Below are 19655 nucleotides of genomic sequence, written 5' to 3'. Positions count from 1 at the left end.
ACCCGATAAAAGAATATTTATTTTTAAGAAGTAAAGTGGTGGAGCTAAGCAGGATCGAACTGCTGACCTCCTGCGTGCAAGGCAGGCGCTCTCCCAGCTGAGCTATAGCCCCACATATGCTGGTCTTACTGTTTGTATACCGACTTCTTTCTAAGACAAGGCGTAAGTTTAGGCCGTTTAGTTTACTAAACAACGAAGCTTACAACGAAGTATTAAGAAGAAGTGGTGGGTCTGAGTAGATTTGAACTACCGACCTCACCCTTATCAGGGGTGCGCTCTAACCAGCTGAGCTACAGACCCAAACAATAAGTGTTGTTCTCTTTACAATTAACAATCATCTGTGTGGACACTACGAACAAATAAGTTCTAAATCGTATAAGGAGGTGATCCAGCCCCAGGTTCCCCTAGGGCTACCTTGTTACGACTTCACCCCAGTCATGAATCACTCCGTGGTAAACGTCCTCCCGAGGGTTAGACTATCTACTTCTGGAGCAACCCACTCCCATGGTGTGACGGGCGGTGTGTACAAGGCCCGGGAACGTATTCACCGCGTCATTCTGATACGCGATTACTAGCGATTCCGACTTCATGGAGTCGAGTTGCAGACTCCAATCCGGACTACGACGCACTTTAAGTGATTCGCTTACTCTCGCGAGTTCGCAGCACTCTGTATGCGCCATTGTAGCACGTGTGTAGCCCTACACGTAAGGGCCATGATGACTTGACGTCGTCCCCACCTTCCTCCGGTTTATCACCGGCAGTCTCCTTAGAGTTCTCAGCATTACCTGCTAGCAACTAAGGATAGGGGTTGCGCTCGTTGCGGGACTTAACCCAACATCTCACAACACGAGCTGACGACAGCCATGCAGCACCTGTATCAGAGTTCCCGAAGGCACCAAACTATCTCTAGTAAGTTCTCTGTATGTCAAGTGTAGGTAAGGTTCTTCGCGTTGCATCGAATTAAACCACATGCTCCACCGCTTGTGCGGGCCCCCGTCAATTCATTTGAGTTTTAACCTTGCGGCCGTACTCCCCAGGCGGTCTACTTAATGCGTTAGCTTTGAAAAACAGAACCGAGGTTCCGAGCTTCTAGTAGACATCGTTTACGGCGTGGACTACCAGGGTATCTAATCCTGTTTGCTCCCCACGCTTTCGTACATGAGCGTCAGTGTTGACCCAGGTGGCTGCCTTCGCCATCGGTATTCCTTCAGATCTCTACGCATTTCACCGCTACACCTGAAATTCTACCACCCTCTATCACACTCTAGTTTGCCAGTTCGAAATGCAGTTCCCAGGTTGAGCCCGGGGCTTTCACATCTCGCTTAACAAACCGCCTGCGTACGCTTTACGCCCAGTAATTCCGATTAACGCTCGCACCCTCCGTATTACCGCGGCTGCTGGCACGGAGTTAGCCGGTGCTTCTTCTGTCAGTAACGTCACAGCTAGCAGGTATTAACTACTAACCTTTCCTCCTGACTGAAAGTGCTTTACAACCCGAAGGCCTTCTTCACACACGCGGCATGGCTGCATCAGGCTTGCGCCCATTGTGCAATATTCCCCACTGCTGCCTCCCGTAGGAGTCTGGGCCGTGTCTCAGTCCCAGTGTGGCTGATCATCCTCTCAAACCAGCTAGGGATCGTCGCCTTGGTGAGCCATTACCTCACCAACTAGCTAATCCCACTTGGGCCAATCTAAAGGCGAGAGCCGAAGCCCCCTTTGGTCCGTAGACATTATGCGGTATTAGCAGTCGTTTCCAACTGTTGTCCCCCACCTCAAGGCATGTTCCCAAGCATTACTCACCCGTCCGCCGCTCGTCAGCAAAGTAGCAAGCTACTCTCTGTTACCGCTCGACTTGCATGTGTTAGGCCTGCCGCCAGCGTTCAATCTGAGCCATGATCAAACTCTTCAATTAAAAAGTTTTATGTCTTTCGACAGCTCAATGAATTCTGAATTTATTTAATATCTTTCGATATTGAATTGACTGTGCTGAATAACTACCTAAGTAATTATTCTGTTGGTCACTCAGTTTAAATTGAGACTCTAAATTTGTTTTCCTCGTTACTTGCTCAATAAAGAACGAAGTAGCTTGGCTGTTAGAACTCAATCTGTACGAGTGCCCACACAGATGATTGCTTTATATTGTTAAAGAACGTTGCGACGTTGTCGCTAGGGATGCGTATAATACATCCTTTATTTTTCGAGTCAACACTTAATTTTAAACTTTCTTGCGATGATTTAAACTTAAGTTTTACTTAACTCTCTGAGTAGCTCATGCCTCGCTATGCGTTGGCCTTCCCCGTCTCAGTGGGGTCGCATTATAGGGAGAACAGATTTTTACGCAAGTACTTTTTTAAAGAAAAACTAAAAAAACACACTGTTCGGTCAGTATCTGAGCTAAAACAGATGAAACAGCTAGTTTTATAATCAAATCAGGCTTTGCTGGTACTTAAATAAGCGCTACTGTTACACTGATACTATTCATATTGTTTAATTTAAAGGTGCTTATATGGCAATACGTTCTTATAAAGGAATAACTCCTGCGTTTAATGATTCTGTTTATATAGACGAGTCGTCTGTATTAGTCGGTGATATCACCCTAGGTGATGATAGTAGTGTATGGCCACTAGTTGCTGCCCGTGGTGATGTTAATCATATTCGTATCGGTAAGCGTACTAATATACAAGATGGCAGTGTTTTACATTTATCAAGAGCGACTAAAAGCAATCCTGAGGGTTACCCACTTATTATTGGTGATGATGTTACCGTGGGTCATAAGGTAATGCTGCATGGCTGCGTTCTAGGTAACCGCATACTCGTGGGCATGGGCGCTATTATTATGGATAACGTAATTGTAGAAGACGAGGTGATTATTGGTGGTGGTGCTTTAGTACCTCCTAATAAGCGTTTAGAGTCTGGCTATTTGTATGTAGGTAGCCCAGCGAAACAAGCCCGCCCTTTAACAGATCAAGAGCTGAGCTTTTTAAAAGTGTCTGCCGATAATTACGTGCAGCTTAAAGATGAATACTTAGCTGAAGACGCGAAATAACCACAACTTTTTGCTTAATTAAGTAAACTCACTTCTATTTGCCCTGCCGAGTTATAGCTTTCGTCTTCGATTAGCTGCTCGGCACGCTCTTCATAATCAAATCGATATTGTTCAAAATAACGCGTTGCATGACTCTCATCGGCTAAATTTAAACTACTTACAGCAATCACACACTCAACTAGCATTCCGCTTACTTGTGCAAAAAAAACTAATTGATGAGTTGGCTCTCTAAATTCGAGTCGGTCTATAAACTGTATTGCTTGATTCATTTAAGTACTCCCTGCTTTAATGCAATAACAACGGGAACAATGTCCGGCATTTTATTTCGCCATACATAATAAGCTTGTGCAGCTTGCCCTACTAACATGCCACTGCCATCTAATAGCTTAGCCGCTTTATTGTGTTCGCTCACCCAATTCATAAATAGCGTATTTTGCGTCGCATAAAACATATCATAAGCCATTTCACATGCGCTTAAGTGCTTTTCGCTTAACGCAGGTAACTCGTTATTCATGCTACTTGAGGTTGAGTTAATAACTAAATGATAATCGGCAGAAGGAAGGTCGTCAAAACCATACCCCGAAACATTGCCGTGCCCAGTAAAGAGTTTTGCCAATGTTTGGGCTTTGTGTGCCGTGCGATTAACGATAATGATTTCTTTAGGCTGCTGCTCAAGTAAAGGTAAAATAACACCACGGGCAGCGCCACCTGCACCAATGATCAGCAGGCGTTTACCTGTTATTATTATTTTATTCGCTAGTAAATCGTTCACAAAGCCTATGCCGTCGGTGTTATCACCGAGTAAGGTACCATCATCGCGCTTTTTAAGGGTGTTTACTGCGCCTGCAAGTTTAGCAACTGGGGTTAGTTCATCGGCTAAAGCAAAGGCCTGCTCTTTAAAAGGAACAGTGACATTTGCGCCTTTGCCTCCTTGCTCAAAAAAAGTCGCGACTGTTTTTTCAAACTCATCGATAGGTGCTAAGATTGCGCTATAGTCGATTTGCTCTCCCAATGACTTAGCAAACTGCTGATGTATGCTGGGAGATTTTGAATGTTTGATTGGATTTCCAAAAACCGCATATTTGTCCATTTTAAACAACCTCTTTGCAGTTTTAGTACTGCCTATTAACGATGATAAAACTATGATTAAAAGACTCTTTTCAAGATCAAAGCCGTCTACAACCACTCAAGCGCCTACGCCAGAGAAAACCCCGTATGAAATCATCGGCGGAGAAGCGCCCACGCGTGCAATTGCCAATAGATTCTACGACATAATGGCCAGCGATGAATACGCTAAACCGTTATATGATATGCATCCTCAACCATTAGATAGAATTCGCCAAGTATTTTTTGAGTTTTTATCGGGTTGGCTTGGTGGCCCAGACTTATTTGTAGAAAAACATGGCCATCCAATGCTGCGCAAACGCCATATGCCATTTCCTATTGATCAAGATTTACGTGATCAGTGGATGTATTGCATGAATAAAACCTTAGACATAGAAATTGATAACCCCGTTTTACGCGAAGGTTTACGCCAATCACTGGCACAGCTTGCCAGTCATATGATTAATCAGCATTAATTTACCCCGTTCTTTAATTGGGTATTATTTGCGCTAAGTCAAAACCCGCTTTTCTAAAATAGAGATAATACCCTATCAAATAGTTAGAAAAGCGTGGCGCGTGTGAAATCAATCCAACATAAAATTTATGCTTTGTTAGCGTTAACCGGCATTATTGTACTCATAGCCAGTATTTTTAGTAGTACGAGCCAACAGCGCACACTCGCACAAGATACGGTAGCAGAAAACATCAAGCTACTTGCCGACAATTACTTCGACTCAATAAACACCATGATGCTAACGGGCACTATGGCTAATCGAGAATTATTGAGTCAAAAGCTGCGTAAACATCCTAATATTGAAGACGCCCATATTATTCGCTCTGACATAGTCAATAAGCTGTATGGACCAGGCAATAAAAACCAAACAGCGAGTAATAATAGCGAACGCGAAGCGCTGCAAGGCAAAGAAAGTTTATTTATAGAGCAAAGCAATAATAATCGCAGTATGACCTACCTTCGTCCTATGTTTGCTAGCACAGACTACAAAGGTACAAACTGTTTGGGCTGCCATCAAGCACAAGAAGGCGATGTACTGGGTGTGGTAAAAATTAGCTATTCCTTAGCCGATATTGATAGCGAGGTAACTTACAACACCTTAATAACCACCAGCCTACTGTCTACTATTTTTATTATTGCCTTTGTGCTGCTAGGTATAGTGTTTAGAAAAATATTTATAGTGCGCCTTAAAAAGCTCGGCCATGCAATGCACTTAGCCACTACTAATAAAGATTTAACCTTACGCATTGAAGATAACGCCGAAGATGAACTCGGCTGGCTTGCCACTAGTTTTAACCAAATGATTGCTACGTTTAAAGATAACATTACTCAGGTATCTCACTCTTCAAAAGTGCTTATTCATTCAGCAGAGAAAATTTATACTTCTGCCGATACTACTGAGCGCGCTATTTTAGAACAAAAGAAAAGTACCGACTCGGTAGCTGCAGCAATTAATGAGCTAGAAAGCTCATCCAATGAAGTAAGAAACACCACTCATTTTGCTCAAGAAAAATCTGAGAACAGTAATGAGCTAGCACAGCAAAGCATGCAGGTTGCAGAGCAAACCGAACTCAGTATAAATCAACTAGCTGAAGATGTACGCCAAGCGGCAGATCAAGTGAGACAACTGCAAGAGCAAACGCTTGAAGTGGGTAAAGTGCTTGAGGTGATCAGCAGTATCGCCGAGCAAACAAATTTATTAGCACTTAATGCAGCCATTGAAGCTGCCCGTGCAGGTGAAGCAGGCCGAGGGTTTGCCGTTGTTGCTGATGAAGTACGAACTTTAGCAACCCGAACTCATGCCTCTACCGATGAAATACGCCGTACTATAGATAAGTTGCAATCAGAAGCAGCGCAAACAGTTAAAACCATGGGTGAGTCCTGTGCGGAGGCAGACGAAAGAGCGCAACAAGTACAACAAGTTGCACAGGCTTTAAAAGATATTTCTAGCCAAATGAATGAAATAAATGAGCTGAATATTCAAATAGCCGATGCGACAGAGCAGCAAAATCTAGCCGCCGAAGAAATAAACAGAAGCGTTGTTGGTATCAGTGATAATGCAGAGCAATCGTTAGTAGATGCGGATGAAAATCAAAAAGTCAGTGAAGAGTTACTCAATTTAGCTCGCTCGTTAGATGAGCAGGTACGAAGCTTTAAACTAAAACAATAATTTTAAAAGCCAGTCAATAAGTAGTTTATTGACTGGCATATCATTCTTAGCCCAAAGCTAACCAATCACGTGGCTTTAAGAAATCTTTATATAGTAATGCCTCTGCACTGTCTTCGGCTGGGGTATAGTTATATTCCCAACGTGCTAAAGGTGGCATCGACATTAAAATAGATTCAGTTCGGCCACCGCTTTGTAAGCCAAATAATGTGCCGCGGTCCCAGACTAAATTAAACTCAACATAACGACCACGGCGATATAATTGAAAGTCGCGTTGTTGTTCGGTGTACTTATCGTTCTTGCGACGCTCAATAATAGGAACGTAAGCATCTAAAAAGCCATTACCCACCGATTGCATAAATGCAAAGCTTTGCTCAAAACCTAACTCATTCAAATCGTCAAAAAATAAGCCGCCTACGCCACGAGTTTCATCTCGATGTTTTAAATAAAAGTATTCGTCACACCATTTTTTATATTTTGGATAAACATCATCACCAAACGGCTGACACACATCGTGCGCAACTTGGTGCCAATGCACTACATCTTCAAGTACAGGATAAAACGGGGTTAAATCAAAACCACCACCAAACCACCAAATCGGTTCTTCACCTTCTTTTTCGGCAATAAAAAAGCGTACATTGGCATGGCTTGTTGGTATATGCGGGTTTTTAGGGTGGATCACTAACGATACACCACACGCATGAAAACTGCGTCCGGCAAGCTCAGGTCTATGGGCAGTGGCAGAGCCCGGCATAGAGGCACCAAATACATGAGAGTAATTAACCCCCCCTTGCTCAATCACATTACCATTAGTGATAACGCGAGTACGACCACCGCCGCCCTCTTCTCGCTGCCAGCTGTCTTCAACAAACTGTGCTTTTCCATCAGCCGCTTCTAAGCCTTGGCAAATGGTGTCTTGCAAAGCCATAAAGTACGCTTTTACTTGTTTTAATAATTCGCTTTGCATCGTTAACCTCTGAATACATTGCCTGTCATGGCATCTTTAATGGTACTTGGTTGCGTATTACCACCTAATGGTTCATCAACATAAAAACTAACCTGCTCGGCAAACTGCTGCTGAGCTTCAACAATACTTGTTACCGTTGCTTGGCCGGTTAAATTAGCACTTGTTGATACCAGTGGTTTACCAAACTGTTGGCATAAACGTTTAACTGTAGGGTGGTTAGTTACTCTTACTGCAATAGTATCAAACTGCCCTGTTAACCACTTTGGGGTAGACTTAGCTGCAGGCATCACCCAAGTGAGTGCGCCTGGCCAACTTGAAAAAATATCGGCACGTTTATCCATAGGCAGCTTAGCGTCATCGACGTATTTTAATAATTGCCCGTAATTGTCAGCAATTAAAATAAGCCCTTTTTCAACGGGGCGTTGTTTAATACTCAATAAACGTTCCACCGCCTGTTGATTGTCAGGATCGCAACCAAGGCCATAAACAGCTTCGGTTGGGTATAAAATAACATCGCCTTGTTCTAAGCTAGTTATTGCAGCAGATAAAGAAGAAAGGTCAGACAAAATTGTCTCCAGAGATATTTACGTTATTCAGTGGCAGCAAACTTATGCATACAGCTTTTTTGTGGGCATTGTAACACAACACCACTCGCGGTTTTTTTCTCAGTAACAACTGGCCAGTCACATACAGGACACGCTTGAGCTACAGGTTTATGATTAAGCGTATATTTACAGCTTGGATAACAGTCGCAAGAATAAAACACTTTCCCAAATTTATTGCTGCGTGAAACCAAGTGGCCTTTTTTACATTTAGGGCAACTAATCACAGGCTCTTCACTTGGCGTATCGTCATGCTCACTGGCAATATAATGACATTCAGGGTAACCGGTACAGCCAATAAACATACCGTAGCGGCCATTTTTCACCACCAGCGGCTTGCTACACTCTGGACACTCGCTGTCCTCAAGTATTTTGATTTCATTGCTATCATGATGTGCAAGCGGGCGAATAAAATCGCACTTAGGATAACTAGCGCAGCCTAAAAAAGGCCCAGATTTACTATTACGAATGACGAGTTCTGAACCACATTGCGGGCATATCTCATATTCTTTTTCTAAGGCGTGTTTATTAGCCGAGAAAAGTGAATGATCGATTTTACTCATGTAAATCCTAGTGGTTGGTGAATTTTCGCCTAATATACCCAAAACCCTTAAAGATACAAGCTATGGCAGTCGGTTTGTTAACGCTGAAAATAATAAAACACGCAATAATGATTACTCACATCATTAGTCGTGAACCTGTTAATGTAACACTTCACTGGGCTCATCAAAAATAAGATCTTCCATTTGCTCATACGCCTGCTGAGAATCAGGGGCGTTAAATAACACCATAAGAATTAACCATTTTAAATCTTCCAAAGTAATAGCTGAATTATCAAGCGCCGCTAAACGGTCCATCACCATTTCACGAGTGGTGCTATTAATAACGCCCGTTTGTTCAACAAACATTAAAAAGCCGCGACACTCGGTGTCGAGAACTTGGCACTCACTGTCGGTAAAAATACGCACTGCATGTTGTGGAGTGGCTAATAAATAAGGCGATTCATTGCTGTATTGTAATGCGGCAAGTTGATCTAACCAGTCAATGGCTTTGTTAATTTCGGGTTTGTTAAACCCAGCGCGGAGTAACTCATCGGTAAGTGTGCTTTGCTCAACAAATACATCACTTTCGCTGTGAACATAGTTTTCAAATAAATACATGAGAATATCAAACATATTATCCTCCAGCGCTTAATTTAATATAGCCGTCTAATACACGTTCAATTTGATCGTCTAACTCTAAATCAAGCAATCGCGCTTGTACTTTATCAATTGGCCACTGTACTCGACGCATAATATCGTCCACACTGGTCACCTCAAAACCAATACTGTTAAGCACCTCGCAATCTGAGGTTACAGCATCAGTTAACTCTTTATAGTTTAGACCAGAAGGGTATGAAAAGTTCATCTCATCAAGAATATCGGCGACGTTTTCTACCAGCTTAGCACCTTGCTTAATTAAAAAATGACTTGCTTGTGCCAGCGGGTTTTTAATTGAGCCTGGCACCGCAAAAACGTCTTTATTTTGTTCAAGCGCATAACGTACGGTGATCAGTGAGCCACTTTTAATTTCGGCTTCAACAATTAAAACGCCTAAAGAGAGTCCTGAAATAATACGATTACGCCGTGGAAAGTTATGCGCGTTGGCCGCGGTGCCCGGTAAAAACTCACTTACCAATAAACCCTGTGTTAATACTTGCTCTGTAAGTAACTTATGGCGTTTAGGGTAATAAACATCAACACCAGTCCCCAGTACGGCAATGGTTTTACCATTTCCTGCCAGCGCTCCTTTATGGGCAGCACCATCAATGCCACGCGCCATACCAGAGGTTACTGTTATGCCAGCAAGCGTTAGCTGATGTGCAAATTCTGCAGCAATTTCAAGTCCTGTGGTGGTTGCATTTCGACTGCCAACAATCGCAATTTGTGGAGAAGACAGTAAGCTGATATCGCCTTTACAAAAAAGTAATAATGGCGCACTGGCTATTTGTTTTAGGTGTTCTGGGTAGGTGGTATCAAAAATACTAATAACAATAATATGTTGCTGGCTAATAAGCTGTTCATAATGCGCAACTTGCTGCCAATTTGTATTAAGTAAATTGCTTGCTTGGCTCGCTGTTAAGCCCAACATAACCAGCTGGGAATGGGATAAGGAAAACAGCGACTCTAAACTGTGCTGCTTAGAGAGGGCTAATAGCGTTTTTATTCCAAGCCCTTTGCATAAGTAAAAGGCAAGCCAATGGCTTAGCTTGCCAAACGATTGCTCCATGTTCCCTCCTAGAACACCGACTCGCTACTTAATGAATTACTGCCAAATCTCCAATGCGAATTGGGTGCTGATTTTTAGTGATCAGCGCATAACTAACTTTGTCATACACTTTAAAAATAATCATTTCACCAACTTTCTCTGCTGGCATTTTCCAAGTAACGCTATCTTCATCGGTTTCTGAGCCAAATAATTCGCTAGTAGCCGATACCAATTTTTCTAAACGACTTGAATCTTCGGTATAACGCGGGCCTCTGGCACTATCAATCACCTTAGGTGACTGACGTTCAATATCCAGTACATGACCTACTTTAACTTGTTGCTCTGAACCTAAGTTTAGCACCACTACATCCATAGTGCTAAATTCTCTCACCTCGCGCGGAGAGGCAATCACTTGACCCTGCATTGGCTGTTCAGGACGATGCATCTCAAAATATACTGGCAGCATCTGCCCTTCCATTGCAGGTAATAAAAAGTCACCCTGTTTGATCTCACGTTTTACTGATTCAACTCTTACTGAGGCAGGTTCGCCATTGGCCGCATCACCTGTTCTAAATGCACGAGCCATACCCACATAAGATGCTCTACTCGCTAACTCTTCACCGGTATTAGGGTCAGTATAAGGCGCACCTTTATGATAAATAGCATATGCCTGATGACGTTTTAAGTTACCTTTTACATATAAAATATGGTCAATAGTTTGGGTTTTGGTATTTTCGTTGGCGCCCAAAATATAGGGCTTTTCTTTTATGGTATCGCTGTTAATAGCTTGCTCAAACGACAAATACGGTTTAATCAACGCAAGAGGTAAAGTTGTTATCGCATCTTTCCCTTTTGGCGTAATACGTCCCATAGGTGATAGCTTTCGATACGCTTTATTAATCACTAAACGCGGATTACCGTCTGTATCGTAAATTAATGCTAACGCATCTCCCGGATAAATAAGGTGAGGGTTGTCTATTTGTGGGTTCATTTGCCATAGTTCAGGCCATAACCAAGGTTCGTTTAGATATATAGCTGAGATATCCCAAAGCGTGTCACCTTTTTTCACAACATACTGTTTAGGTGCATCTTTTTTTATAGTTAGTACATCTGCCAGCACAGGAAAAGTTGCACCTAATGCAAGTATAATTGCAATTAATGGAGATTTCATTGAGCTTCCTCATAGTGTTTTTTCATTATTATTAACCAAAACCTGTTAAAGGGGAACGTGAATGGCTAAAATAAGAACATACAATACCCTAAATTTAAGCATAAGTGTAAAAGGTAACTATGGCTAGGTTAGAAGTTTTAAGATTTCCAGATGAACGTTTACGTACAATCGCAAAAGAAGTAACTGTTGTTGACGATCAAGTGCGTGAAATTGTCAAAGATATGCTAGAAACTATGTACGATGAAAATGGTATTGGGCTTGCTGCTACACAGGTTGATATTCACCAGCGTATTGTGGTGATCGACGTATCAGAAGAGCGCAATGAACCACTCGTGCTTATCAATCCGCAAATTATCAAAAAAGATGGCTCAACCGTGAGCGAAGAAGGCTGTTTATCAGTTCCTCATTCGTATGCAAAAGTTGACCGTGCAGAAACCGTTACCGTAGCTGCACTGAACGAAGAAGGTAAAGAATTTATTCTTGATGCTGACGAATTATTAGCGATTTGTATTCAGCATGAACTTGATCACCTTCAAGGTAAATTATTTATTGATTATTTATCTCCATTAAAGCGCCAACGCATTCGTAAAAAGCTTGAAAAAGAAGCGAAGTTTGCAGCGCAGTAATAAGCACCTTAGTAAATAATTAGGAAACTCAGTGACACAACCATTACGCATTATATTTGCCGGTACGCCGGACTTTGCTGCACGCCATCTGCAAGCACTCATAAATAGTGAACACCAAATAGTGGGCGTTTACAGTCAACCAGATCGTCCAGCGGGTCGCGGAAAAAAACTAAAAGCCAGTGAAGTAAAAGCGCTTGCATTAGAACATGACCTACCCGTTTTTCAACCGCAATCACTCAAAACAGACGACGCACTTGAAGAGCTAAGCAGCCTCAATGCCGATATCATGATTGTCGTTGCCTACGGTTTAATTTTACCTAAAGCCATTTTAGATGCCCCACGTTTAGGGTGTTTAAATGTACATGGTTCTATTTTACCGCGCTGGCGTGGCGCCGCACCTATTCAACGCGCTATTTGGGCAGGCGATCAGCAAACCGGTGTAACCATAATGCAAATGGATGAAGGGCTAGATACCGGCGATATGCTGCATATTAGCCGCTGCCCTATTGATAGTACTGAAACCAGTGCAAGCTTATACACTAAGCTTGCTGAACTGGGACCTGGTGCATTAATCGATACCATAAATCGTTTAGCTAACGGGGACATAACGCCTGAGCCACAAAACGATGCTGATGCCAATTACGCTAAAAAGCTCTCAAAAGACGAAGCCAACATTGATTGGTCTATGGATGCCGAGCAAATCGAGCGTAACATTCGTGCATTTAACCCATGGCCAGTATGCTTTACCCAAATGCGTGGTAATACGGTAAAAATATACCAAGCAAACGTGGTTGAACAATCAGGCGAAGCTGGCACTGTATTAACAAGTGATAAAAACGGTATCGTTGTGGCTTGTGGTAAACACGCTTTATCTATTGGCGAATTACAACCACAAGGCAAAAAGCCAATGGCAATTAATGATTTTTTAAACGGTCGTAGCCACTGGGTCACACCCGGCACCGTATTAGGCGAAAATAATGAGTAATGTAAGCAATGTCAGAGCGCTAGCCGCTGAAACTTTATATAACGTGGTTGATAAAGGCGCATCGCTTAATCAAGAACTCCCTTTCGCTAGCCAAGGCCTATCTCCTAAAGATAAAGCCTTACTGCAGCAAATTTGCTATGGAGTATTGCGTTACTTACCTAGCCTAGAAAATTATTGCCAGCATTTAGTAGAACAACCGCTTAAAGGCAAACGCCGTATTTTCCAGTTTTTGTTGTATGTGGGCATTTACCAACTACAACACATGCGTGTACCGCCGCATGCAGCAATTAGCGAAACCGTTAATGCGTTACAACAATTACGCGCTCTTGGCTTAAAAGGGCTTATTAACGCCATTTTACGAAGCTTTCAGCGCCAACAAGCTGAGCTTGAAGAAAAAGCCAAACAAATTCCGGTGTGTTTATACAACCATCCAAACTGGTTTATAAAGCAAGTAAAAGAAGCCTACCCAGATAGCTGGGAAGACATTCTAGAAGCTAATCAGCAACAAGCGCCAATGTGGCTTCGAGTGAATCAATCGCAGTTTAGCACCCAAGAATATAGCGAAATGCTAACCGCTAACGATATTGAACATACTCTAAATCCTGATTTTATTGATGGCATTAAACTAAGCAAACCACGCGATGTGTTTTCACTTCCTGAGTTTGATACCGGTGCCTGTTCAGTACAAGACGCGGCAGCGCAGCTTGCTGCACGCTATCTAGACCCACAAAATGGTGATTCAATACTCGATGCCTGCGCAGCGCCTGGTGGTAAAACCTGCCATATTTTAGAGCTTGCCGACGCAGATGTGCTTGCGCTTGATAGCGATGCCACACGCCTAGAACGTGTTAAACAAAACCTAGAACGCATAGGTTTGGGCGCCGACTTACAATGTGGTGATGCATCGCAACCTCACACTTGGTGGGATGAAGAACAGTTTGATCGTATTTTGTTAGATGTACCCTGCTCTGCAACTGGCGTAATTCGTCGTCACCCAGATATTAAATGGTTACGTCGCGCATCCGACATTAACGATTTATCGACCCTCCAAGGCGATATACTCGACAGCATTTGGCCATTGTTAAAGCCAGGCGGTACATTGGTGTATGCAACCTGTTCGGTGCTTCCACAAGAAAACCAACAACAAGTTGCTAAGTTTTTAGCTAATAATGAAGACGCAGAGCATATTCCTTTGCACAGCGAAGACACTAAAACCACACCAGGCTTGCAGTTATTACCAGGCGAAAGTGACGGTTTTTACTACGCTAAATTAGTTAAAAAAGCCTAGGCAACACATTTAGCTACTTCAATTTAGAGGTAGCTAATACTTTGATGTAATTAGTATTAATAATACGGGTACATAATGAAAATAATCATACTCGGTGCTGGGCAAGTTGGCGGCACACTCGCAGAAAACCTAGTGGGTGAACAAAACGAAATAACCGTAGTTGATATCGACGGTAACCGCTTGCGCGAACTGCAAGATAAATACGATTTACAAGGTGTTGCAGGCCACGGCGCCCACCCTGACGTGTTAAGTCGCGCAGGGGCTGAAGATGCCGATATGATTATTGCGGTGACCAGCTCAGATGAAGTTAACATGGTGGCATGCCAAGTTGCCTACAGTATTTTTAATACACCGACCAAAATAGCCCGTATTCGCTCTGAGCAGTATTTAAAATACCGCGAAAAACTCTTTCATAATGATGACTTACCTGTCGATCATTACATAGCCCCAGAAGCACTCGTTACTAAGTATATTCGCCGCCTAATAGACTACCCTGGCGCATTACAAGTACTGCAATTTGCCGATGGCATGCTCTCTTTAGTGGCTGTAAAAGCCTACTATGGCGGCTTATTGGTAGGCTATGCCCTATCTACACTTAAGCAGCATATTCCTAATGTTGAAACTCGAGTGGCCGCTATTTACCGCCAAGGTAAAGCGATAAAACCGTTAGGCACCACCGTAATAGAAGCCGACGATGAAGTATTTTTTATTGCCGCAACCAAACACATTCGTGCGGTAATGAACGAGCTACAAAAGCTGGAACGCTCGTATAAAAAAATCATGATTGCCGGTGGCGGTAATATTGGTGCAGGCCTAGCCCGTTCACTGGAAAGAAACCACAGCGTTAAGTTACTAGAGCGAAGTAAAGAGCGTGCCGAACAGCTTTCTGAAATGCTCGACAACACCGTGGTATTTTGTGGTGATGCATCCGATCAGGAGCTGCTCTCTGAAGAACACATTGAACAGGTTGATGTGTTTATTGCCGTTACCAACGACGATGAAGTAAATATAATGTCGGCTATGCTCGCAAAACGCATGGGGGCACAAAAAACCATGGTGCTTATTCAACGAGGTGCTTACGTTGATTTAGTACAGGGCGGCGAAATTGATATTGCTATTTCACCACAACAAGCGACTATTTCTGCGTTGCTGACTCACGTGCGCCGTGGCGACATTGTAAACGTGTACTCGTTGCGTAAAGGGGCTGCAGAAGCCATAGAAGCCGTTGCCCATGGTGATGAAAATACCTCTAAAGTGGTAGGTCGCGCAATTGCCGATATTAAATTGCCAGCAGGTACCACAATAGGTGCAATTGTGCGAAATGACGATGTACTGATTGCCCATGACGATACAATTATTTTGTCAGGCGATCATGTAATCATGTTCTTAATTGATAAAAAGCACATTAACGTGGTTGAAAAGTTATTCCAAGTTAGCGCAATCTTTTTATAAGTAATTCCTCCTTTTTATTCACAACCCGCTTGTAAGTAAAAAGGAGAACACCTAAAGCTAAATGAAAATCATTATCAAAAGCATTTACTAGCAAAGGAAAATCCATTAGTCTCTTCTTGCTCGATTATCAAGCAGCGACATCTACAGATGTGAAAAGTTAATTTCACGTTTTTAAATAAAAATGGATTTCAAATGATACACCTACTCTCAAAGAAAAATTCTCCCATAACTCATTACACTCTGGTTGGCCTTTTACTTTCAACAGTTTCAACTCAAACGCTCGCCCACACTAGCGAAGGTATCGAAAGGTTAACCGTAATCGGAGAGCAAGCGAAGGGCTATAGAGTTAATTCTATGAGCTCTGCAACTGGCCTTGAGCTATCACATTTGCAAACGCCGCAATCAACGATAGCGATAACAAGCGACTTCATGGCAGACCAACAACTAAATACCGCAATTGAAGCTATAACCAGTGTGACAGGCATAAATGCGCGAGAAGCAGATAATGGTAAGTTTTCTATTTCAGCCCGAGGTATTAGTGTCACCAGCATACTTTATGATGGCATAGCGACCACCTATGACACCCGCTTTAATTATGGAGATAACCTAACCGATACCGCAATTTATGATCGTATCGAAATAGTTAGAGGAGCAACGGGGTTAATGCTGGGCGCGGGTAACCCTTCGGCAGCAATTAACTTGATACGTAAACGCCCAACTGCAAACACTCAAATAAATCTTACTGCTTCATTAGGCTCATGGGACAACTACCGCGCGATGGTGGATGTGTCGGGAAGCATAAATAATAGTGAAAGTATAAGAGGACGAGCTATTGTTGCTTATCAAGATAGACTCTCATATCAAGATCGCTTTTCGCAAACCAGTCAAACATTATATGGCATTATTGAGGCAGATCTTTCTAACAGTACTTTATTGACTCTTGCTGTTGATAATCAATCGACAACCCCTAAAGGAACAATGTCAGGTGGTTTGCCTATTTTTTATAGTGATGGCTCCCGTACAGCTTATGACAGAGATGCTTCAACGGCTCAAGATTGGGCATCTTCTCAAACCGATGCACTTAATGCGTTTATTCGCCTTGAGCATTACTTTAATGCTAACTGGCAGCTAACCGCTAATTATGTCTATGGTGATAACGACCTAAACTATGATGTGTTTTGGGTAAAAGGAGAGCCCGATCCTATAAACAACACTGGAATGATGCCAGGTTCTATAAACTATATTGATGCAAACAGAACGCAGGATACCTATGAGGTCGAACTCAATGGTCGGTTTAATTGGCTGGGCCAAAGTCACCAACTGCTATTTGGTTATAATACCCAAGAGCAACAGTTTTCGACCCCTTATTATGCTAGCCAACAAAGTGACTATGTTATCGGCGATTTCACTGACTCTAGTTATAGCATTGCAAAACCAACTTGGCAGTCAGAAGCCGCTTACGGCTCTTATGGCACAACTAAACAAGATGCGCTTTATGTTGCTGCACAACTAAATATAACCAATGCCTTGTCTTTAATTGTTGGAAGCCGGTTAAATCAATGGCAAACCAAACACGATAATTTTGGTCGCATGCATGATTACAAAATAAGTGATGAACTAACTAATTATTTTGGAGCAACTTATGAACTAACACAGAGTTGGGCTTTGTATGCTAATTACACTGATATTTTTACACCACAAAGTCGAGTTGATAAAAATGGCAATTATTTAAGCCCTATTGAAGGTAAGAATTATGAACTTGGCATAAAAGCTTCTGTACTTGATGAACGTTTAGACATATCCCTTTCTGGATTTAAAATTTATCAAGATAATGTGGGCGAGTACACGGGCGATACCATTGCAGAAACACTTCAGGCCATCTACAAGCCCATTAACGGCACATTAACTCAAGGCTACGAGCTAGAAATCAACGGAAAATTAACCGATAACTGGAACGCTTATTTTGGCTATACCCATAGTAAAGGCGAAAAACCGGATAATACGGTATTAAATACCACCAACCCAAACGATCAATTTAAACTTTTTACTAGCTATCAACTCTCAGGTGCATTAGACAATCTAAAATTGGGTGGAGGCTATCGCTGGCAAAGCAACAGCTATGACGAAGTTAAAAACCCTGTTTATGGCGCTGTTGAGGTAAACCAGCCTAGCTATGGTATTGCAAGCCTAATGGCAAATTATCAAATGAATGAGCAGTTATCTGTTAGTCTAAATATCGATAACTTATTTGATAAGCATTATTACAGTCAAATTGGGTTCTATAACCAATATCGTTATGGTAAGCCAAGAAGCTTCTCTCTCCAACTTAAATATAGCCTCTAACAAGCACAAAAAAGCCGCTGACTATTAAGCGGCTTTAGTGGAGTATGATGGGTTAATACTTATTGTACTCTTGCAAACTCTTCTTTAGAAAGTTCACCATTTCCGTCGGTATCTAAATCATCAAAAATGTTCATTAGTTGTTTATTAGCGGCGGCTTCCTGCTGGCTAATTACACCATCGCCATTACTATCAAAAGAGGCAAAATCTACCGCTGCATAAGCTGCTGATGATGACGCTAATACTAAAATCGCAAGTGTTGTGTTTATTGCTTTCATAATAAGTCTCCTATAAGAGAGAAATCCTTTTCTGAGATCCCTGTGCAATGAAAAAAGTCAAAAATTAAAAGTTTGCAAACTCAGCTTTAGAAAGCTCACCATTACCGTCAGTATCCAGCTCAGTAAATGCGGCTGTTAAATCAGCGTTTACAGCGGCTTCGCTTTGACTAATAGCACCGTTACCATCAGTATCAAGCATGTCAAAGTCGCTTGCTGCAAAAGCAGCTGATGAAGAAGCTAGCGCGATAAGTGCAAATGTTTTATGTAATGTTTTCATAATTTAATCCTTCAAAATGTAATGCAATGGTCTATCAAAAAATTGTGTCTGGCTATCACGGTCCTTGTTATTCTCTTTCATAGGCTTCCTTGCCTATTTAGGTTGTCTTTGGCAACTCAGAATATACTTAGCCTTGCCTTATGCTTTCGAAAATTCTTCTTTTGATAGCTCACCGTTTTGGTCAGTATCAAGCTCTGAGAACATGCTCATTAATTTTGCATCAACCGATGCTTCGCTTTGGCTAATAGCACCGTTGCCATCGGTATCTAGTGTGTCGAAGTCGCTCGCTGCAAAGGCTGCTGACGAAGAAGCAAGAGCGATAAGTGCAAATGTTTTGTGTAATGTTTTCATAATGAGTATTCCTTAAAATCGTTTAAATAATGAGGGAGCTTTTAACTCCCAAAACTTTAATAGCTTAGGGTTATGCTTTAGAGAACTCTTGTTTTGATAACTCACCGTTTTGGTCAGTATCAAGCTCTGAAAACATGCTCATTAATTTTGCATCAACCGATGCTTCGCTTTGACTGATTGCGCCGTTGCCGTCAACGTCTAGCGTGTCAAAGTCGCTTGCTGCAAAAGCGGCTGATGAAGAAGCCAATGCGATAAGTGCTAAAGTTTTATTAATGCTTTTCATAATCTATCTTCCTTCAAAGTTTATGTTTTATGCGATTAAGTGTTTTACTTTAAATCACGTTTCGTTCAATACAGCCTGACTATTACAACTTCGATGCCAAAAATATAAAAACCATAATTTTCAATACATTAACCAGCAACTAGCTGAAAATGGCGCTATTTAACTCGTTATTTTGTTGCTTTTTAGCAACAGTAGATAAGGCAATAAAATTAAAACAATAAAAATCAAAGAGTTGAGTTTAGGGAAAACCCCACACAGTCGGTGAGCAACCGCTAAAAAAGAGGATTAAATAAACAAAAAGGAAGGTGAGTTGAGTTTAATTTTGTTATAAACAAAAAAATTAGAATAAAAAACATATTTAACTAATTGTTTTTAATGAATTTATAAAATAAATTTGAAATGGCTTTTAAAAATAACAACAACACATGGCTATTTGTTGCAAAAGAGCGAAAATGTTA

20 protein-coding genes, 2 tRNA genes and 1 rRNA gene are annotated in these 19655 nt (G+C 41.9%); 8 read left to right on the top strand and 15 right to left on the bottom strand.

Annotated features, from left to right (window positions below; all coding sequences use genetic code 11):
- Positions 1-36: 36 nt before the first annotated feature.
- From KK487_RS00185 to KK487_RS00175, 3 genes are all read right to left on the bottom strand, one after another.
- A tRNA-Ala gene (locus KK487_RS00185) sits at positions 37-112 on the bottom strand.
- Positions 113-223: 111 nt separating this feature from the next.
- Positions 224-300, bottom strand: a tRNA-Ile gene (locus KK487_RS00180).
- A gap of 76 nt (positions 301-376) precedes the next feature.
- Positions 377-1912, bottom strand: a 16S ribosomal RNA gene (locus KK487_RS00175).
- A gap of 594 nt (positions 1913-2506) precedes the next feature.
- On the opposite strand from KK487_RS00175, the gene KK487_RS00170 reads away from it, so the two are divergent.
- Positions 2507-3046, top strand: coding sequence for a gamma carbonic anhydrase family protein (locus KK487_RS00170; RefSeq protein WP_013463677.1), 540 nt, complete (start codon positions 2507-2509; stop codon positions 3044-3046).
- Positions 3047-3060: 14 nt separating this feature from the next.
- Here KK487_RS00170 and KK487_RS00165 read toward each other — a convergent pair whose 3' ends face one another.
- Both KK487_RS00165 and aroE read right to left on the bottom strand, forming a co-directional pair.
- The gene (locus tag KK487_RS00165; protein WP_013463676.1) at positions 3061-3315 is read right to left on the bottom strand and encodes a DUF1488 family protein; all 255 of its coding nucleotides are present in this window, start codon (positions 3313-3315) and stop codon (positions 3061-3063) included.
- Complete coding sequence (gene aroE / locus KK487_RS00160) at positions 3312-4136, bottom strand: shikimate dehydrogenase (protein ID WP_013463675.1); 825 nt, start codon at positions 4134-4136, stop codon at positions 3312-3314. Before aroE ends, KK487_RS00165 begins: the two co-directional genes overlap by 4 nt.
- Positions 4137-4188: 52 nt before the next feature.
- Here aroE and KK487_RS00155 point away from each other — a divergent pair, with 52 nt between their 5' ends.
- Both KK487_RS00155 and KK487_RS00150 read left to right on the top strand, forming a co-directional pair.
- A complete protein-coding gene (locus KK487_RS00155) occupies positions 4189-4626 on the top strand; it encodes a group II truncated hemoglobin (RefSeq protein ID WP_013463674.1) in 438 nt (145 codons plus the stop codon).
- A gap of 102 nt (positions 4627-4728) precedes the next feature.
- Positions 4729-6333, top strand: coding sequence for a methyl-accepting chemotaxis protein (locus KK487_RS00150; protein ID WP_013463673.1), 1605 nt, complete (start codon positions 4729-4731; stop codon positions 6331-6333).
- Positions 6334-6379: 46 nt separating this feature from the next.
- On the opposite strand, the gene hemF is transcribed toward KK487_RS00150, so the two are convergent.
- From hemF to KK487_RS00120, 6 genes are all read right to left on the bottom strand, one after another.
- Positions 6380-7297: an oxygen-dependent coproporphyrinogen oxidase gene (gene hemF, locus KK487_RS00145; protein ID WP_013463672.1), complete on the bottom strand. Its 918-nt coding sequence runs from the start codon at positions 7295-7297 to the stop codon at positions 6380-6382.
- 2 nt (positions 7298-7299) lie between these two features.
- Positions 7300-7863 carry an L-threonylcarbamoyladenylate synthase type 1 TsaC gene (gene tsaC / locus KK487_RS00140; protein WP_013463671.1) on the bottom strand — a complete coding sequence of 188 codons (564 nt, stop codon included), beginning with the start codon at positions 7861-7863 and terminating at the stop codon, positions 7300-7302.
- Positions 7864-7886: 23 nt separating this feature from the next.
- A complete protein-coding gene (locus KK487_RS00135; protein ID WP_013463670.1) occupies positions 7887-8462 on the bottom strand; it encodes a DNA topoisomerase family protein in 576 nt (191 codons plus the stop codon).
- Positions 8463-8600: 138 nt separating this feature from the next.
- A complete protein-coding gene (locus KK487_RS00130; RefSeq protein ID WP_013463668.1) occupies positions 8601-9074 on the bottom strand; it encodes a DUF494 family protein in 474 nt (157 codons plus the stop codon).
- Between the two features lies 1 nt (position 9075).
- Entirely contained in the window at positions 9076-10167 is a 1092-nt protein-coding gene (dprA, locus tag KK487_RS00125; protein ID WP_013463667.1) for a DNA-processing protein DprA, read from the bottom strand.
- A gap of 28 nt (positions 10168-10195) precedes the next feature.
- Positions 10196-11317: a LysM peptidoglycan-binding domain-containing protein gene (locus tag KK487_RS00120; RefSeq protein WP_013463666.1), complete on the bottom strand. Its 1122-nt coding sequence runs from the start codon at positions 11315-11317 to the stop codon at positions 10196-10198.
- A 119-nt stretch (positions 11318-11436) separates the two neighbouring features.
- On the opposite strand from KK487_RS00120, the gene def reads away from it, so the two are divergent.
- The 5 genes from def (at position 11437) to KK487_RS00095 (ending at position 18011) form a co-directional block, all read left to right on the top strand.
- On the top strand, positions 11437-11943 hold the full coding sequence (def, locus tag KK487_RS00115) for a peptide deformylase (RefSeq protein ID WP_013463665.1): 507 nt from the start codon (positions 11437-11439) through the stop codon (positions 11941-11943).
- A 31-nt stretch (positions 11944-11974) separates the two neighbouring features.
- Complete coding sequence (gene fmt, locus KK487_RS00110; protein ID WP_013463664.1) at positions 11975-12928, top strand: methionyl-tRNA formyltransferase; 954 nt, start codon at positions 11975-11977, stop codon at positions 12926-12928.
- Positions 12921-14216: a 16S rRNA (cytosine(967)-C(5))-methyltransferase RsmB gene (gene rsmB / locus KK487_RS00105; RefSeq protein ID WP_013463663.1), complete on the top strand. Its 1296-nt coding sequence runs from the start codon at positions 12921-12923 to the stop codon at positions 14214-14216. Before fmt ends, rsmB begins: the two co-directional genes overlap by 8 nt.
- Positions 14217-14291: 75 nt before the next feature.
- Positions 14292-15668, top strand: coding sequence for a Trk system potassium transporter TrkA (gene trkA / locus KK487_RS00100; protein WP_008112933.1), 1377 nt, complete (start codon positions 14292-14294; stop codon positions 15666-15668).
- Between the two features lie 354 nt (positions 15669-16022).
- On the top strand, positions 16023-18011 hold the full coding sequence (locus KK487_RS00095) for a TonB-dependent siderophore receptor (protein ID WP_013463662.1): 1989 nt from the start codon (positions 16023-16025) through the stop codon (positions 18009-18011).
- A 59-nt stretch (positions 18012-18070) separates the two neighbouring features.
- Here KK487_RS00095 and KK487_RS00090 read toward each other — a convergent pair whose 3' ends face one another.
- The 4 genes from KK487_RS00090 to KK487_RS00075 form a co-directional block, all read right to left on the bottom strand.
- On the bottom strand, positions 18071-18286 hold the full coding sequence (locus KK487_RS00090; protein WP_013463661.1) for an EF-hand domain-containing protein: 216 nt from the start codon (positions 18284-18286) through the stop codon (positions 18071-18073).
- Positions 18287-18350: 64 nt separating this feature from the next.
- Positions 18351-18563 (bottom strand): EF-hand domain-containing protein, encoded by a 213-nt coding sequence (locus KK487_RS00085; RefSeq protein ID WP_013463660.1) that lies wholly within the window; start codon positions 18561-18563, stop codon positions 18351-18353.
- A gap of 138 nt (positions 18564-18701) precedes the next feature.
- Positions 18702-18914: an EF-hand domain-containing protein gene (locus tag KK487_RS00080; protein WP_013463659.1), complete on the bottom strand. Its 213-nt coding sequence runs from the start codon at positions 18912-18914 to the stop codon at positions 18702-18704.
- Between the two features lie 70 nt (positions 18915-18984).
- On the bottom strand, positions 18985-19197 hold the full coding sequence (locus KK487_RS00075) for an EF-hand domain-containing protein (RefSeq protein ID WP_013463658.1): 213 nt from the start codon (positions 19195-19197) through the stop codon (positions 18985-18987).
- Positions 19198-19655 lie beyond the last annotated feature (458 nt).

The sequence above is a fragment of the Pseudoalteromonas sp. SiA1 genome (genome assembly GCF_018732205.1).
In the GTDB taxonomy this organism is placed as follows: domain Bacteria; phylum Pseudomonadota; class Gammaproteobacteria; order Enterobacterales; family Alteromonadaceae; genus Pseudoalteromonas; species Pseudoalteromonas tetraodonis.
The sequence above is the reverse complement of the archived record's forward strand: the minus strand, read 5'-3'. Positions and strand labels throughout refer to the sequence as shown.